We start from the raw sequence: 18,362 nt of genomic DNA, 5'->3' as shown, positions 1-18,362 counted from the left end.
CATGAATTAATACGATAATGAAGCGCGGCAGTATAATAACCTGCTCAGTAATTTTATTGATCTAGATCATGATTGATTCATAGAGCTTATTGATGAGTAGGTGACAAACGAAAAAAGCGCCATAAGCGCTTTGGTCATAACAACAATATAGGGGAATAGTTAATGGGCTGAACCATCTCCGCCGCGTAATACATTACTAGATGCTTTACACCCATTTTCAGCGATATAATCAACAGCCGCTTTTGCTTGCACTATGCCCCAGCCGTAAGCATGATCATAACCCATACTCCCCTGATCATCGGCTGATGCTCTCAGTGCTAAACGAATGCCATTTGCAGAACACTCAGGGTAATTACTCCATACCAATGCAGCTACGCCGGAAACATGAGGAGTTGCCATCGAAGTACCTGATTTAAAGTCATGATCTGAAAACTCAGCGACAGTTATTGTGGTTTCTTTACCGAGGTTGTCCATTAAATTAAGACCCTCATTTCTTGTCACAGAGCCAGCAATCATAGAAGTAGGGTTAATAGTACCGATAAGCTGGCTTTGGTTATTATTACGAATAATAACTCCCACACCGCCATCCGCTTCACACTGCTCTACTTTTTTATAAAACGGAATTTCCCCTCGTTCGATTAAACAGATTTTTCCTGTTACATCACCACAGCTCTGAGTACCTAAACCACAATCAACTAGCTCCCCAGTAACAGTACCAAAACGCGAGCCATCCATACCATAATATTGGAAATTAACACTTTCTTGCGTGACATTAAATTTTGAAAAGCGCGCGCGGTTAACAGGCACAGTTGAGAAAACATTAACGCCTGGCGCTGCTAGTTCAATTTGACTGCTTCGCTGAGAAAAGCTTGCATGATTTTTAGTGCTATCAACCGCTGCAACTGAAATCACACTGTCATAAGATGCAGGATAGCTATGTGAAGCTTCACCAGCATTTCCTGCTGCCGCAACCATTAATATATTCGCACGAGCAACTTTATCTAACGCTTTTTCTTCAATCGGGCTTGAATATTTTCCACCAAGGCTCATCGAAATAACCGTTGAACCAGCTTGTTGACACTCATCAATCGCACCAGCTAAATCCGAAGCGTAAGCCCAGCTACCATTACCAGCAAAAACACGCACAATGTGCATATCAAGAGAATGATCATCGACAATCCCTGTCGTACCAAACTCATTGTCGATTGCGGCAATCGTGCCCGCAACATGAGTGCCATGACCAAATGGATCTTGATACCACACTCCAGCACCGCCATCGTCTGAGCCTGTAACACCAGCACTCGGCAAATCTGGGTGTTCTAAGGCATAACCGCTATCGATTACACACACTTTTTGTCCGCCTTGGTATTGAACTTGATCAGCTTGAACCATCGCTAAACCATACGGAATATATTGCGAAGCGCCTTCAGACATTAACTTTCTTGGTACGTCAGGGTAAAAAGTCTTTACGTTTGTAAGCCCTTTAACGTTGGCTAACTGAGTTTTATCAATCGAAATTGCAAAACTTTCTAGTGAACTAAGCTCTTTTTCTATTTTAATATTATTTGATAACAACTCAGATTTAAGCGCAGAGGCTTTATTACTATTTGCTTCTAGAACAATTCGCATTGATTGATCAGCTAAAGAAGGAAAACTATAAGCAAGAGCAATGCTTGCCGCTAAAACTGTTTTTTTATTTATCATCATTAAACTCCTTCTCTACTCTGCGTTGTCGTCATTTTTGCTACTTGGGCAATCTTTCACTTGTACATTGCCACTTATTGTTCCGGCATTGTTATAGCCTTGGTATGGACCAGACTCGAGTAACATCACATTCAATAACCCATTTGCACCAAATCCAGATTTAATACCTTCAGAAATATCCATCATACATGCAAAGCCAACCCCCTCTCCAGGCAGGCTAGGATTGGTTGAGTTATAATTAAACTCAACTTGATACATCCCCTCAGTGCAAATATCTTGTTTGCAAAATAATCGCTCATCACCAGACTCAGCCCCATCAGGTGATACAGGATCTTCACTACATAAGCCTGCACCATAAACCTGTGCGTTAAATGATACTCCTCCAGATTGTTGCCAATCTAATGCAGTTACATCTTTGTAATTTACTTTTCCGCTTACTTCTCCATCACAACGAGCTGCATGTGCTGTAAACACAGCTTTTCCAGCCCCACCCTTTGAATTAAGAGTGCCGCCAGCGTTAACTTGAGCGTCTAACTTTGCACATCCACCCATAATAGCGAATGATGTGATTAACAACCCTAACTGCGTTTTTTTCATATTAATTCCTTGTTGTTTGTTTTTATTAAAAACAGCTAAAACCACTCAATAGTAAAATATATTTAATTTATACAATTAGTTATGAGTGACAAAATAAGTAATAGAGGAAGTGAAATGAGAATTCAACACACTAAAAAGGGTAAAAACCATGGCAAAAAAAACGATTAAATTAATTGTAAAAAAACGCCTTAATTAACATGCCGTTAAATATTTATTTACAAAAAATAAAAGTGTATCAATCTGTACCAAAATGTAATCAAGCACTTAAATATTATAAAAACAGATACAAACTAGCACTTTAGAACTACAGAAATTAAACTAAGTAAGGACTTATACAGAAAAGAAAAAGGTGACCAATCCTATGGCCACCTTTTTAGATCAAACTCAATTAACTATCCAGGGTAATTGGTTTGGATTTGCTAATGTTAACAGCAAAGCCCTTAACATTGATATTTTTATACGCCAGTTAAGCGTTCTCGGCGTTTTTTCCACAATAAGAACTGATAACCAAGTAGGCCATCGGCCTGAATATTGATCCGCCCACCTGCGGCTTTTATCACTTGCAATTGCTTTGGCTTATCGTCGAATTCAAATTTGAATTTATATGACGTCAGTGTTTGCTTAATCAAACTAATGGCAAGCTCCTGCTCTTTTGCAGCCTGAATGGTGACCATTTCATCCTGATTAAAGCGGTACTTAATTTGTTTATTTGTTGCGATTAGTTTCGGCATCAAATTAGCGATATGTTCATTCCAGTGCGCAGACTTTTTTGCGTATTCCATTGAAGCCGCTTCATCCAGTTCCCATGTGGTCAATAGCTCTTCAGGAACATTAAACCCTTTGTTGCTTGAGCTTGCAGCTTGATGGGTTTGCGCACTAGCTTGATCAGGAATAAAGCTTAGATTACATAACCATATTATTGTTATTAATGAACTTTTATACATTAGCAGGCCTTTGTTACAAAGATATTGAAATAAAGGCCCAGCCACCTAGCCGGACCTTTAAGCGCTGAACACAAAATGGTATTAGTCATTAATATGTGCGCAGCGGCCAAATTCAGCACCTGCTGACACCGCATCAACCACTTGCTTAGGGAAGCTAAGTTCACGGTCGCGGCCGTTATCACATACAAATGCCTTATTCGCATCGATTTCAATTGATAACACTGCGCCAGCAATGCCTGCCATGATCTCAGAACCATCAGCACTTAGGCCAAACATGTTATCGGTAAGTAAGCCTTTTGCTTCAGTAACACCTTGCTTAGCAAAGAACTCTGCTGATGACATCCAGCCAATATCTTTTAAATAAATAGCGCCAACAAAACCGCCAGATAGAGGGCTACCAGCACGTCCGGTGATCATCGATAAGTCCTCATTTGCATCAAGAACCATCACTGAAGGTAAGCCAAATCCTAGTTCAACTAATTCTTCATGGCTGTAGCCTAGGTCGCAATAGTTGGTCCAGAAACTTATCGCAGGAATGTTGTCACACCAACGTAAGCTACCAATTTTTTGAGTTGTATTGGTTACTGTATCCCATACTTTTACGCCAGCAGGGCGACGGTTTTCGATTGCTCCGAAGGCGACATAACGACCATTTTCAGAGATAACTGAATTGTCGATTGCACCAAACTCCGTGTAAGTATCAACAAGCTCACCATTCACCCAGGCAATTTGTGTAAAGCCATTCGTTGAACCTGTAATTGTTTCGCCATTACCAGAGATACGATCTGCTCGCGCCCATGCCGTACGACGAATTTGCTCATCGCCATTCATAATAGCGATTTCTTTACCACTGCCATAAGAACGGTCAACCATTTGGGTGCCAGGTAAAACGCTTGCTTTACCCGTGTTTGCATCCCAAACAGTAGGCATACCAACTGAACGCGCAGCTTCGCCTTCAGCACAGCGATTTGAACCATCGTATGGGAAGCGTGTTGTACCAACAATCAACTTACCATCATCATCCATATCCCAGATGCTATGTGAGCTTTGCCCCTGCTGACTTGAAAGCGAGCAACTATTCCCCGTTAAATCTTCAAGCATTGATACTTTGCCAGAGTTTATATCCCAGACGCCGCCTTGCATCACGCCATTATCATTAAAGTGTGCGGTAATAGCAGCTTTAGTGGCTGTTTTGTTCATTGCTGTGCTTGTAGAGCTTAATAAAGCGTAGCCATCAGGGCTTACTAAAGTATCAAACGAATTAGTCGCACTGTCGTATAAGAAAGGAATACCCGAAGAGGTTGTTCCAAGTGCTTTTTTACCGTTTTTAGCGTGATCCATTACAAACGCTGAAATCAGTGGCGTATATTGAATACCATCTTGATAACCGTTGAAGTACATCTCAAGCTGTTTAGTTTCACCCGCTGAAACAACTATCTCTGTCATCGCACAGGCATTATCTATTCCCGGGTTTGCACTTTCGTTGTCATTCCAATATTCAGCTTCAGAAAGAATATTCGTTTGCTGAGTTGGATAACCACCTGCATTGATCTCTTGAGTATAAAGAGCATAACGTGCCCCCGGCGTTAAGCCATTAATGGTAAATGAGCCATCTGGGCCGATACGGCCTTGTGTCATGTTACCTGACTGTTGGCTGATCACATCTTCGTAAGGGTTATCAAGGTTACGCGCTATTAAATTCACCCCTGAGTACTCTACTCCCTCTTTTGTTAAGAGCTTACCTTGAATAGAGCCAAACTGTGATTGGTACTGCGCCGTAGGATAAAGATCTGAGATATTAACAATATCGTCTTTCACATTAATGGTGTGTTGATTTGCACCAGCACTGCCGCGCACATTAATAAACGGAAACATGGTCTCAATGGCAGAATAATCCAACATACTAGAGCTGGTAAATTTAGTGACACCCTCACAACCTGGTACACCGTCATATTGCGGGCTATAACTTGCCGACATATACACTAAATGGCCATTTGCTTGTGAGTGAGACATATTGATCGCATGGCCAAATTCATGGGTGAATACTCCACCAACTTGTGTGCCATCGGTATCACTAATATCAACAAACCAGCCATTCATTAAAGCTGTCGCTTCAATAATTTCGCCGGTTTCTTCGTCGGCCCATTCAGGGAATGCAATACCTAAAACAGCGCTTCTTGGCACACCAAAATAGTTTTCTAAAATGCTACCATCAGTGTCGTAATTGACCCAAAAGCCATAACCATTCTCAACACCATAAATTTGATCAACATTTTCTGCAGTCACATCCGCAATGCCTGTTTTCTCAAAAATCGTGCCCTGTACTGACATCTCGAAAGTTGACGTTTCTACATCAGACCACTCTTTCACAGCATTCGCCGTTACTTTGTTGGCTTGCTCAATCGTTAAAAACGTATAATCTCGGTCAAGTTCAGTGTATGCAGGGATCACTGTGCCATCAGGTAAGGTAACATCAACGTTAAATACAGTGCCTTTTTCAAGTACAGTGAAGGTTTCGACATCGTTACCGTCTTTATCTTTGATAAGTTGGCCGCCATCTGTCCACACTGGAATACTGCCTTTTGAGGTGTCCCATTTATATGGCTGCATTGTCGGTTCATGAATATAGAGTGGGCCACCGGCTAACGCACCTGTCGAAATAGTTGCAAGGGCTAATGCTGCTGCGATTTTAGAAAATTTCATTATTGTTGTACTCCAGACAGTTTACCTACTAAATCCATAAAAACTCCCACATCGACTGCACCTGGCGTGGTTAAAAGATTTTGTTGCTCTGCTGATAAGCTGCTGGTATCTAACCCTTCAAAAACACCTTTGTTAGCAAAAATGTTTTCTACTTTGCCATTGCGCACTACAAATTTACCTTGAGCAAGGCCTACGGTCGTTTGAAACCCTGTGATTGATGCTGGCTTATACATAAAGGCAATCACTTGTTCGCCTTCTTGCCATTTAGAAAAACCTTCAGGCGTTGCGCCTAAATACACTTTGCCATTGCCCATAGAGCGGGGTTTTATCAGGCCAAACTGACGAAAAGTATAATTTGAATCGTCTTTTAACTTGCCTTTTGCATCTGACGAAACCTGAATAGTCACTTCGGTATAGGGACGATTGTTATCAAAACCATCTGTTACGCTTACCACCTGGCCAGCAATAATGCTCTGTGACTCAACAGCCATCTCTTGTAAGTTTTGTTGTTTTAGTTTCATTGCATTGGCTGCGGGGCTCAAAGTCAGCATGGTGCCAAGTGCAAAAGCTGACGCGCATGACAACTTAGAAAGTGCACTGCGTAGTTTCATTGTTCTCTCCTTTGATTATTCAAATTAAAATGAAAGTAAGATTTTTTGTTTAGAAAAAATCAACTCACTAATATTTTATGATTGAATAAGTTCAGGAATTCACGAAAAACCATGTAGCGTTTTGTACACTTAAAATTAACATTTCGATTACAATTTTATTGTTGCTATTTTTCTCTGAAAAGATAGATTAAATTCACACGAAAAAATTAAAAACCAATTATTTTCAAAAAGTTAAAACATCACCACTTTATCATGGGTAATTAGCTTACCCATGATAAAGTGAACAAAAGGTTAACGGCAAAGTGGTGTTTTTACATTTTTTAAATGTGTAATGGAGCAGGTAAATTTATACCAATTAGCTTAGCTGGATGAGCAAATTGTAAGCGAGTAGAGATTGGGTATGTCAGCAGAGAAGCCCCGCTGACAATAGCTGATTAATAGCAATTTAAAAAAGCTGCACTTCTTCAGTTTCAAGCGCAAAGGTTTTGCCATTTGCAAAACTTATATCGATATAAAAAATATGACTACTCTCAACTTCTGGAGCTTGGTTAGGTTTTAGTTCAATAAATATAGGTGCAGTCGTCGGGAATACGCTTGCGAAGTCTTCAACACTGGCATAGTTGCCATCACTATAATAATCAAAATCACTATTATACATTTCTTTGATATCAAACAGGCTATTTAAACTCGTACCCGCGGTGAACTCACTGTTGTAATCAGCGCTTGAGTAAATATTAATAGCTGTAATGGTATTCGCGCTCCCTAGTACCACTGCTGGGATAGGACAGTCTGCATATTCTTTATTAGGGTCAGGCTCATCTCCTTCACTATAAACACCTTTGCCAGCACCGCCTAATTTTATGATATAGGCATCATAAGCGAGTGCTGTGTTAGCCTCGTTTTGCCCTGGGGTGACAACATAATTATCAATATCGATTGCCAGGGGAAAAGGGTGGCACGTTAGCTCATCATTTGAGTCTGAATTACAACCCGCTAAACAACTTGCGAGTAGACTGACCAGTAAAAGCTTTTTCATAATTGTCCTTATTAGTTTTGTCATTTCCTAAGATAATAATTACTTATTAAACTGCTCATAACAAGTGCTTAGCGGTGCAAGCACGCTCATTTTTTATACTCAATTTGCTATACGTAGTGAGGGTTCATGAAAATGCCATCAAATGACTATTTAATAAAATTAGGAATTTTCACGTAAAGCGCGTATAATTCGCGCCCGTTAATATTTAACCTTTAAATTTAAAAATTATTGGAGCATAAAGATGGCTTTAGAGCGTACTTTTTCAATCGTAAAACCTGATGCAGTTGCTAAAAACCACATCGGTGCTATCTACAACCGTTTCGAAACTGCGGGTCTTAAAATCGTTGCAGCTAAAATGGTTCACCTTTCAAAAGAAAAAGCTGAAGGTTTCTACGCTGAGCACAGCGAGCGTCCTTTCTTCGGTGCTTTAGTTGAGTTCATGACATCTGGTCCAGTAATGGTTACTGTTCTTGAAGGTGAGAACGCAGTACTTAAAAACCGTGAAATCATGGGTGCTACTAACCCTGCTGAAGCACTAGCTGGTACTTTACGTGCTGACTACGCAGACAGCATCGACGAAAATGCTGTTCACGGTTCTGACGCTGTTGAATCAGCTGCACGTGAAATCGCATACTTCTTCGCTGACGAAGAAATCTGCCCACGTACTCGTTAATTTCGAGTTCACAGCTAAGTCTGTGATGCAGAAGAAAAAGGGCTTTCGGGCCCTTTTTTAGTCATTAGCTAAGCCTATTGTAAATCTGTTTAGCTAATGACTAAGTCGATTAAATAATGTACAATCGCGCACCCAAACTACTTACCACCGTCACTGATTGAGGTTGTTTCATGACCACTGAAAAAAAGATTAATTTATTAGATTTAAACCGAGATGCAATGCGTGAGCTTTTTGTATCATTCGGTGAAAAGCCATTCCGTGGTGATCAGGTGATGAAATGGATTTATCATTTTGGCGTCGACAATTTTGACGACATGACAAACGTCAACAAAAAGCTGAAAGAAAAACTAAAAGCTGAATGTGAAATTGTTGCTCCTGAGATCTCAGTTAAGCAAGTAGCAAGTGATGGCACCATCAAATACGCACTTTTACTTAAAGGTGGCCAAGAAGTAGAAGCTGTTTGGATCCCAGAAAAAGACCGTGCAACTTTATGTGTATCTTCACAAGTAGGTTGTGCCCTTGAATGTACGTTCTGCTCTACAGCACAACAAGGCTTTAACCGTAACCTAGCGGTGTCTGAGATCATTGGTCAAGTTTGGCGTGTAGCGAAAGACATTGGTTTAGACGGCGACAGTACTAAGCGCCCTGTGACTAACGTGGTAATGATGGGTATGGGTGAGCCACTACTCAACCTTAAAAACGTCGTACCCGCAATGGAACTTATGATGGACGACTGGGGTTTTGGTTTATCAAAACGTCGCGTTACATTAAGCACCTCAGGTGTGGTGCCTGCTCTTGATTTATTAAAAGAGAAAATTGACGTAGCGCTGGCTATTTCACTTCACGCGCCAAACAATGAGCTGCGTGATGTACTGGTACCAATTAATAAAAAGTACCCGATTGAAGAGTTTTTAGCAGCGTGTCGTCGTTATATCGACGGCTCTAAAGCAAACAAAGATGTGACTATCGAATACGTTATGCTACAGGGTGTGAACGACAGCACAGATCAAGCACACGAATTGGTTAAAACATTAAAAGGAACACCTTCAAAAGTGAACCTGATCCCGTTTAACCCATTCCCAGGTAACGAATATGGCCGTTCAAGCAACAGCCGAATTGACCGTTTCTCTAAAGTACTACAAGCTGCGGGTATCACCTGTATTGTTCGCCGTACTCGTGGTGATGATATTGATGCTGCCTGTGGTCAATTAGTGGGTGACGTTGTTGACCGTACAAAACGTTTAGCGAAAAAGAAAATGCGCGAAGATAACGCAATTGCGGTAAATGTTCACCAAGCATAAGCGACATATTTAAAGACAAGCCTTTGTGACAAACTCGTTATTTTTAAAATAATAGATGCAACACAAAGGCTTTTCGGTAAGATAGGCATACGGAATCAAAGAAGAGATTAGGTAATGCGTTCTATACTTGCCATTACTGTTAGTGCATTCGCATTAACAGGGTGTGTTACAGAAAACAGCTACGACGGAAGCGACAGACCCGTTGTAGAAAAAAAGATTAATAATACTGGTGCTGCTCGTACTCGTATCGCCCTTGCGTTACAGTACTTAAAAACGGGCAACAACTCGCAAGCAAAATATAATCTAGAACGTGCCGCAGAATTTGCACCTGACCTTCCTGAAGTCCACTACTCTTTAGCCTATTACTATCAACAGGTTGATGAACCTGATCTCGCTGATAAAGCCTATCAACGCGCTTTAAAAATCGCCCCGAATGATCCAAACACCTTAAACAATTATGGTGTCTTTTTATGTGGCATTGGCAAATACGACCGTGCAGCAGAAGAGCTTCTTAAGGCAATTACCGTTCCTAGCTATATCCGTGTAGCTGAAAGTTACGAAAACTTAGCCTTATGCGCGATTGAATTTGATGACTTTGAAAACGCAGAAAAATACCTAAAATCAGCGCTAAACCACAGCTCGCAGCGCCCTTCTTCAATGATTAGCCTTGCCGGTTTGTATTACGCGAAAAGCGACCTTCATAAAGCTGAAGACGTGATTGAAAAATACGAATCTACCGGTCGCGTGACCCCTCGCGCACTTATGCTTAGCTACCTTATTCAGCAACGTATGGGCCATATCGAAAAAGCCGAAACAACCGCAGGTATTATTTTACAAACCTACCCAGGTTCAGTAGAAGCAAGGGCTATTTCATCAGGGCAAACTAAACGCTCAGAATTTGAAGTTCTGCGTGAAAAATATCGTCAAGCGCAGCTTGAAGAGTTGAAAATATCAAGTGATAACAGCACGGTTAGCAAAGATCAGCCAAAAATTCGTATCGTGAAAAGAAAGGCACCTGCTAAACAAACCGTTGTTGCTGAGGCGTCAGTGGCTACTGCACAGCAGAGCCCTGTACAGACAACACAGGTTCAACCTTCACAAGTAGAGCCAACACTCACTCAAGCAGAGCAAGAACCAGAAATCGTAGCGCAAAGCAATAAGCAGGTGACAGCTGAGGTAAACTCAGACAGCGAAGAGAAACCATCAACAGAGTCACTCGCCTCTGTGCAACCACGCGAAACAACGCCTAACGCGCTCACTGAGCAAACAACTGACGAAGGTTTCCAAACGGTTAGCTCTCGTAAAGTTGAACAGGCCGCTGTTATTGCACAGCAGCAAACAGACGCGCAAACACCAGCGCAAAGTAATGATGAAGTGACCATAGTGTCATTTGGTGCACCGCAAACGCCAAGCGTTCAACAACAAACGCCAGCAAACTCGCAAAATACCAAAAATGATGCCAGCACTGTGGTGTTTTACGAAGCAGAAAAAGACGAAAACGTATTTAGTGGCAGTCAAACAACGGCGTCAACCGCAAATAGCACTGACTTTAGCGTGACAAACGAGCCGCTTAACTTACCCATGCTGAACGCAAATGTACCGGCGCTGAATATCCCGTATCATATTATTGAAAATGGTGAAAACCTCTTTAGCATTTCGGTGCGATACAATGTTAAACTACAGAAGATTTTGCTGTGGAATGGCTTAAAAGAATCGGATCGTGTACAAAACGGTACTCGCATTTATTTGAACGATCCGAACATTTATCACGACATCAATGATGGCGACACACTCTTTAGCATAGCCACACAGCATAGCGTATTGATCGATCAGTTAATGCGCTGGAACAAATTGAGCCCAGATGTCGCCCTAGAACCTGGGCATAGACTCTTATTGGTAGATCCAGACTCATACGCATTATGAATGAAGAAAACAATTTAGAACAACCGCAAGAAACGCTCGGCCAAGCGCTAAAAAAGCGCCGCGAAGACGCTGGAAAGAGCCTTGAGCAACTTGCTGGTGCATTAAAATTATCCGTTTTACAGTTACAACGATTAGAAAACGACGAGCACGAATTACTTGGCCCTACGACCTTTGTAAAAGGTTATATCAGAAGCTATTGCCGTGAGCTGAAAATCGATAGCCAAGCCATGCTTGCATTATTGCCAGAGCACGTTGAGCCTGCAAAAAAATCTAAAATGCAGAGCTTTTCTCGCCGTACAGAAAAAGAAGCACATGACAGCCGCTTAATGCTGTTTAGCTACTTCATTTTAGCGGTGATCATTGGCTCGTCAGTATTTTGGTGGTGGCAAAATAGCAACCAGAATATCGAACAGCCCGTAACGACTCCGATGCCAAATCAGCTTGAAAGCAGTGAGATTTCACCTGATTTAGCTTTAGAAGCGCCTGCTGAAGAAACCATTCAACCACTCGCTGACGACGAGCAAGAAATCGTTCAGCCAGAAGCTGATGTGCCAACAAGCAACAACGAAGCACAAAACCAAGTTGCTGCTCAGCCAGAAACTGAAAAGGCTGATCCTGAGCACAGCGAAGTGGTGATGCACTTCAATGAAGATAGCTGGGTAGAAATTCACGATGGCAACGGCGATCGCATCGCATTCGGTGTTAAAAAAGCAGGTTACGTTATGACAGTAACCGGCCCACAGCCTTTTAGTGTGGTACTAGGCAAACACCAAGTGGTTGATATTACTTTTCAAGGCCAAGCCGTCGATACTTCACATCTTGCCAAAAATCGTTTAGCTAAATTTACTTTACCGTTATCAGAGTAACCGCAATGTTTTCAGAATCTCCTATTAAACGTAGAAAATCGACCCGTATTAACGTAGGTAATGTGCCAATTGGTGATGGTGCACCGATTGCCGTCCAGTCGATGACTAACACCAACACCCTAGATATCGATGCAACGGTTGCACAAATTCAAGCTATTCAAGATGCTGGCGCCGACATTGTGCGTGTATCAGTACCCACCATGGAAGCTGCTGAAGCATTTAAAAGCATTAAAGAACAGGTCACTATCCCGTTGGTAACGGATATTCACTTTGATTACCGTATTGCATTAAAAGTGGCTCAGTATGGTGCGGATTGTTTGCGTATTAACCCTGGTAACATCGGCAGCGAAGAGCGTATTCGTGCCGTTGTAGACTCAGCACGCGAGCACAATATTCCTATTCGTATTGGTGTTAATGGCGGTTCATTAGAGCGTGATTTACAAGAAAAATACGGTGAGCCAACGCCAGAAGCTTTACTTGAATCAGCTATGCGTCACGTTGAGATCTTACAACGTTTAGACTTTGATCAATTTAAAGTCTCTGTTAAAGCGTCAGATGTATTTTTAGCGGTCGGTGCGTATCGTTTACTTGCCAAAGAAATTGACCAGCCACTGCATTTAGGTATTACCGAAGCAGGCGGTATGCGCTCAGGTTCAGTTAAATCAGCTGTTGGCTTAGGTATGCTACTTGCCGAAGGCATTGGTGACACACTGCGCGTATCACTTGCAGCCGATCCGGTACAAGAGATCAAAGTGGGTTTTGATATTTTAAAATCATTACGCATTCGCTCACGCGGCATTAACTTTATTGCCTGTCCGAGCTGCTCACGCCAAGAGTTTGATGTGGTAAGCACCATGAACCAACTTGAAGAGCGCCTCGAAGACGTGGTTGAACCTATGTCAGTGTCGGTAATTGGTTGTGTGGTAAATGGTCCGGGCGAAGCACTTGTAAGTGATATTGGCCTTGCTGGTGCAAACCGTCGCTCAGGCTTATACATCAATGGCGAGCGCCAAAAAGCACGTATCGATAACGATAACATTGTCGACCAACTTGAAGGCTATGTGCGTGACTTTATCGCTAAGAAAGAGAAAGAAACGCCAATCGACATCAAAATCGTTGAATAATTCGCATATACTCGGCAAACCCTCAGGTTTGCCGTTTACCTTTAGAACCCAAACGGTATAATAGCGGGTCAATTTTTAGTTTTTCTTGAGGCGCGATTTTTTTTCAGCGCACGTACAGTATTTAGGATTTATCAGTGGCAAAACAAATTCAGGCAGTTCGTGGTATGAACGATTGTCTGCCAGGCGATACGCAAATTTGGCAGAAAGTAGAAGACATTTTACGTGAAACAGTTTCATCGTTTGGTTATCAAGAAATTCGTTTTCCAATTGTTGAATCAACCGACCTATTCAAGCGCTCTATCGGTGAAGTAACCGATATCGTAGAAAAAGAGATGTACACCTTTGCTGACCGTAATGGCGATAACTTAACACTTCGCCCTGAAGGTACGGCAGTCTGTGTGCGTGCAGGTAATGAAAACGGTTTACTGTATAACCAAGAACAACGTTTATGGTACATGGGCCCGATGTTCCGTCACGAGCGTCCGCAAAAAGGCCGTTACCGTCAATTCCACCAATTCGGTTTAGAAACATTCGGCATTGCCACTGCTGATATTGATGCAGAAGTTATTTTGCTGACAGCCCAATTATGGAAAGAGTTTGGTATCAGTGAGCACGTTCGTCTGGAGCTTAATTCATTGGGTTCAAATGAAGCACGTGCAGACTATCGTGATGCACTTGTTGCTTACTTAGAGCAACACGTCGATGTACTTGATGAAGACTCTAAGCGTCGTATGCACACCAATCCATTACGTGTGTTAGATAGCAAAAACCCTGATGTACAAGCCATTTTAACTGATGCGCCTAAACTATCTGAGCACTTAGACGCTGAATCAAAAGAACATTTTGAAAATTTATGTGAACGTTTAGACGCTGCTGGCGTCGAATACACGGTAAATGAAAAGCTTGTACGTGGCCTTGACTATTACAACCGCACCGTTTTTGAGTGGGTTACTGATAGCCTAGGCGCACAAGGAACCGTTTGTGCCGGTGGTCGTTACGATGGTCTAGTTGAACAACTAGGCGGTAAAGCAACACCAGCGGTAGGTTTTGCAATGGGTCTTGAGCGTTTAGTGTTATTACTTCAAGCACTCGAATGTGTAGGTGACATCCGCCGTAGTGCTGATGTATATTTGGCAGCCATGGGCGATAAAGCCAGCATTCAAGCGCCTATCATTGCCGCTCAATTACGTAAAGATGTTGCCGGTCTTCGTGTTATGGTGCACGCAGGCGGTGGCAACTTTAAAAAGCAATTAAAACGCGCAGATAAAAGCGATGCTCTTGTAGCGGTTATTATCGGCGAAGATGAATTAGAACAAGGCGTTGTGACAATTAAGTACTTACGTGAACGTAAAGAACAAGTCACCTTAAAACTAGAAGAAGCGAAAACGCTACTAGCTGAGCTTATTTAAGCCCAGCTAGCAACAGAGGTAAGCATGGAAATTTATTCAACAGAAGAACAACAAGAAGAAGCGCTCAAACGCTTTTTCCGTGAAAATGGTTTAGCACTTGCAATTGGCATTGTTGCAGGTTTAGGTGGTTTATATGGTTGGAAAGCTTATAACCAAAACCAAATCACCACAGCTGAGAAAGCATCTGACTCTTTCACACAACTTGTTGAAAGCGGTGCCGTGCTAGAAAAAGCGGATACGTTTATCAAAGATAATAGCGAGTCAAGCTACAGCACGCTAACAGCATTTGTAGCGGCAAAAGAAGCCGTTGAAAAGAATGACCTTGATGCAGCAAGCGAAAAGCTTAACTGGATCATCACCAACGAGCAAAACCCTGAGCTAAAAGCAACGGCAACAACGCGCCTTGCTCGTGTTCACCTTGCGCAAAAGCAATATGAGCAAGCGCTAACAACGCTAAATGCCCAGCTTCCAGCATCATTTGCTGCTGCAGTCGCTGAATTAAAAGGCGATGTTTATGCTGCACAAGGCGACAAAGACCAAGCACGCAGCCAATACCAAGCAGCGGCTGATAATGGCGGCCTTGAAAATAACCCGTTATTACAAATTAAACTTGATGACTTAGCACAAACTAGCCCAGCGGCGTAAGGGGTTAAGATGAAGAAGTTAACAGCGGCAACACTTGCTCTGTGTATCGCAACCCTAACTGGGTGTTCGTCAAGTGATGACGAAGATGAACTGGTACTGCCTGAAATTGTTAATCAATTTGAGACAGAAGTGGTTTGGCAAGAATCAATTGGTGATGGTGTTCAGCATTATTTCTCGCGCTTAACACCGGCTATTCATAACGATGTTGTGTATGTAGCAAACCGCGAAGGTGAAGTTGAAGCCCTATCGCTTGAAAATGGCGATACTCTGTGGGAAACCGATGTTCGTGAAAACCCAGCCTTTTGGCCTTGGGAAACCACAGAAAGTGCCAAGTTATCGGGTGGTATTTTACAAGCTTACGGCAAGATTTTTGTTGGTTCTGAGCATGGTTATTTAACCGCTCTAGACCGTGAAACAGGTGAGATTGTTTGGCGTAAAACAATGCCAGGCGAAGTACTTGCTAAACCTGCTGCAGGCGACGGCTTAATTTTTGTAAACCTAGGCTCAGGTAAATTATTAGCTTTACACCCAGATACAGGTGAAGAGCGTTGGAGCTTTGAACAAGAAGTGCCTCCATTAACGTTACGTGGTCAAAGTTCACCAACCGTAGCAAACGGTGGTGTATTGCTAGGCCTTGAAACAGGCAAACTTAGCGTATTAATTTCAGAAAATGGTTACTCTGCGTGGAGTGCTGAAATTGCTTCTCCAAAAGGTGCCTCTGAGTTTGAACGTTTAGTCGATGTGGATACACAAGCGTTAATTAGTGGTCCATATGCGTATGCAATCGCCTATAATGGTAACTTAGCAGCCGTTGATATTCGTTCAGGTAATGTTGTTTGGAAACGTGAATACAGCAGCTACCGTGATTTATCGATGGATAGCCAGTCTATCTATGTTGTTGATAGCGATGGTGTTATTTACGGTCTAGATAAAACATCAGGCATTGAGCGTTGGAGCCAACCGGCACTACGCGGCTGGTACTTAACAGGCCCAACTGTGGCTGGTAAATATTTAGCACTGGGTGACCAAGAAGGTAACCTACACTGGTTAGACAAAGAAACGGGCGAGCTTGTATCGCGCGAAGACTTTGACAGCTCAGGTTTCTTTATTGAGCCTGTTGTTGCCGGTGACAAATTAATTTTATACACCCGAGATGGTGAAGTTAGCGCGGTTAAAATTCCAAACTAACTTACTAATAGTAAACGTTATTTTTCTAAGGCTTCGCTTGGCGAAGCCTTTTGTTGTTTTTTTAAGAGGTAGTTTATGCTTCCCGTGATCGCTCTTGTTGGGCGACCCAATGTGGGCAAATCCACATTATTTAACCGTTTAACACGTACTCGTGACGCCCTCGTAGCCGACTTTCCTGGCTTAACACGAGATAGAAAATATGGCCAAGCAGATTACGAAGGCTATGAATTTATCGTGGTAGACACGGGTGGTATTGACGGTTCTGAGCAAGGTATCGAAACCGAAATGGCTGAGCAATCGCTACTCGCGATTGAAGAAGCCGATATCGTATTATTTTTAGTGGATGCCCGCGCAGGTATGACTGCCGCTGACCAAGCAATTGCTAACCACCTTCGTAAACAACAGAAGAAATGCTTTGTTGTAGCAAACAAAGTGGATGGTATTGATGCAGACTCATATTGTGCAGAGTTCTTCCAGTTAAGCTTAGGCGACGTACATCACATTGCTGCAGCGCATGGCCGTGGTATCACGCAATTACTTGAAACAACCTTACAGCCAGTTATTGCTGAACTTGCCGGTGAAAGTGAAGAACTTGAAGAAAGTGATGACGAACTGGTTGATCTTTACAGTGAAGATGAAGAAGGTGAAGACAGCGAACAAGCCTTTGCAGATAAGCCTGTAAAACTTGCTATCATCGGTCGCCCTAACGTTGGTAAGTCAACACTTACAAACCGTATCTTAGGTGAAGAACGTGTAATCGTTTACGATATGCCGGGTACAACTCGTGACTCTATCTATATCCCGATGACACGCAACGACAAAGAATACATTCTTATTGATACTGCGGGTGTTCGTAAGCGTAAGAAAGTAAGCGATGTTGTTGAGAAGTTCTCAGTTATTAAAACATTACAAGCCATTGAAGATGCCAACGTGGTACTTTTAGTGGTTGATGCACGCGAAGGTATTTCTGATCAAGACTTAAGCCTATTAGGTTTTGCTTTAAATGCGGGTCGTTCATTGGTTGTTGCTGTTAACAAGTGGGATGGCCTTGATGATTACGTTAAAGAACGTATTAAGTCAGAGCTTGACCGTCGTTTAGGTTTCATCGATTTCGCACGTTTACACTTTATCTCTGCTTTACACGGCACCGGTGTGGGTCATTTATTTGAGTCAGTAGACGAAGCGTACGAATCAGCAACTAAACGTATTAGCACAGCGATGCTACGTCGTATCATGGATATGGCACAAGCCGATCACCAACCGCCACTTGTTCGCGGTCGTCGTGTAAAACTTAAATATGCTCACGCAGGTGGCTATAACCCACCACGTATCGTGATCCACGGTAACCAAGTTCATGACTTACCTGATAGCTATAAACGCTACTTAATGAACTATTATCGTAAAGCATTAAATATCATGGGTACGCCGATCAAAATTGAATTTAGAGAAGGCGATAATCCATACGCAGGCCGCTCAAACAAGGTGACCTTATCACAAAAACGTAAAATCCGTGCGTTTGCGAAAGAAAACCGCAACAAGTCGTAGTTGCCACGTAAGCTTTAAGTATTAAAAAAAACCTTGTAAGTATGACTTACAAGGTTTTTTTATTGCTAAAACTATGCTTTATTTAATAAACGA

The 18,362-nt window shown here is 42.3% G+C and carries 15 protein-coding genes; 9 read left to right on the top strand and 6 right to left on the bottom strand.

Annotated elements, in window-relative coordinates; genetic code table 11:
• Positions 1-159 precede the first annotated feature (159 nt).
• From CWC28_RS08310 to CWC28_RS08285, 6 genes are all read right to left on the bottom strand, one after another.
• Entirely contained in the window at positions 160-1,707 is a 1,548-nt protein-coding gene (locus tag CWC28_RS08310; RefSeq protein ID WP_082874052.1) for a S8 family serine peptidase, read from the bottom strand.
• Positions 1,708-1,719: 12 nt separating this feature from the next.
• Positions 1,720-2,301, bottom strand: coding sequence for a hypothetical protein (locus CWC28_RS08305; RefSeq protein WP_063704214.1), 582 nt, complete (start codon positions 2,299-2,301; stop codon positions 1,720-1,722).
• 455 nt (positions 2,302-2,756) lie between these two features.
• Entirely contained in the window at positions 2,757-3,245 is a 489-nt protein-coding gene (locus CWC28_RS08300; protein WP_063704212.1) for a hypothetical protein, read from the bottom strand.
• Between the two features lie 81 nt (positions 3,246-3,326).
• Entirely contained in the window at positions 3,327-5,948 is a 2,622-nt protein-coding gene (locus CWC28_RS08295) for a zinc metalloprotease (protein ID WP_063704210.1), read from the bottom strand.
• On the bottom strand, positions 5,948-6,559 hold the full coding sequence (locus tag CWC28_RS08290) for a hypothetical protein (RefSeq protein ID WP_063704208.1): 612 nt from the start codon (positions 6,557-6,559) through the stop codon (positions 5,948-5,950). The genes CWC28_RS08295 and CWC28_RS08290 overlap by 1 nt, the downstream gene beginning before the upstream one ends.
• Before the next feature lie 445 nt (positions 6,560-7,004).
• Entirely contained in the window at positions 7,005-7,595 is a 591-nt protein-coding gene (locus CWC28_RS08285) for a hypothetical protein (RefSeq protein ID WP_138624973.1), read from the bottom strand.
• A 241-nt stretch (positions 7,596-7,836) separates the two neighbouring features.
• On the opposite strand from CWC28_RS08285, the gene ndk reads away from it, so the two are divergent.
• The 9 genes from ndk to der all read left to right on the top strand — a co-directional run bounded on the left by ndk (position 7,837) and on the right by der (position 18,269).
• Positions 7,837-8,268 carry a nucleoside-diphosphate kinase gene (gene ndk / locus CWC28_RS08280; RefSeq protein WP_036972405.1) on the top strand — a complete coding sequence of 144 codons (432 nt, stop codon included), beginning with the start codon at positions 7,837-7,839 and terminating at the stop codon, positions 8,266-8,268.
• A 170-nt stretch (positions 8,269-8,438) separates the two neighbouring features.
• Complete coding sequence (rlmN, locus tag CWC28_RS08275; RefSeq protein WP_063704202.1) at positions 8,439-9,569, top strand: dual-specificity RNA methyltransferase RlmN; 1,131 nt, start codon at positions 8,439-8,441, stop codon at positions 9,567-9,569.
• Between the two features lie 114 nt (positions 9,570-9,683).
• Entirely contained in the window at positions 9,684-11,492 is a 1,809-nt protein-coding gene (pilW, locus tag CWC28_RS08270; RefSeq protein WP_138624972.1) for a type IV pilus biogenesis/stability protein PilW, read from the top strand.
• Entirely contained in the window at positions 11,489-12,358 is an 870-nt protein-coding gene (locus CWC28_RS08265; protein WP_138624971.1) for a RodZ domain-containing protein, read from the top strand. Before pilW ends, CWC28_RS08265 begins: the two co-directional genes overlap by 4 nt.
• A gap of 5 nt (positions 12,359-12,363) precedes the next feature.
• The gene (ispG, locus tag CWC28_RS08260; RefSeq protein WP_054553525.1) at positions 12,364-13,482 is read left to right on the top strand and encodes a flavodoxin-dependent (E)-4-hydroxy-3-methylbut-2-enyl-diphosphate synthase; all 1,119 of its coding nucleotides are present in this window, start codon (positions 12,364-12,366) and stop codon (positions 13,480-13,482) included.
• Between the two features lie 134 nt (positions 13,483-13,616).
• A complete protein-coding gene (gene hisS / locus CWC28_RS08255; protein WP_063704195.1) occupies positions 13,617-14,891 on the top strand; it encodes a histidine--tRNA ligase in 1,275 nt (424 codons plus the stop codon).
• 24 nt (positions 14,892-14,915) lie between these two features.
• Complete coding sequence (locus tag CWC28_RS08250; RefSeq protein WP_138624970.1) at positions 14,916-15,536, top strand: YfgM family protein; 621 nt, start codon at positions 14,916-14,918, stop codon at positions 15,534-15,536.
• 9 nt (positions 15,537-15,545) lie between these two features.
• The gene (bamB, locus tag CWC28_RS08245) at positions 15,546-16,724 is read left to right on the top strand and encodes an outer membrane protein assembly factor BamB (protein WP_105173696.1); all 1,179 of its coding nucleotides are present in this window, start codon (positions 15,546-15,548) and stop codon (positions 16,722-16,724) included.
• Between the two features lie 75 nt (positions 16,725-16,799).
• Positions 16,800-18,269: a ribosome biogenesis GTPase Der gene (gene der / locus CWC28_RS08240; RefSeq protein WP_063704187.1), complete on the top strand. Its 1,470-nt coding sequence runs from the start codon at positions 16,800-16,802 to the stop codon at positions 18,267-18,269.
• The last annotated feature ends 93 nt before the right edge of the window (positions 18,270-18,362 follow it).

The sequence above is a fragment of the Pseudoalteromonas sp. S4492 genome, from assembly GCF_005886115.1.
Lineage (GTDB): Bacteria > Pseudomonadota > Gammaproteobacteria > Enterobacterales > Alteromonadaceae > Pseudoalteromonas > Pseudoalteromonas gelatinilytica.
The sequence above is the reverse complement of the archived record's forward strand: the minus strand, read 5'-3'. Positions and strand labels throughout refer to the sequence as shown.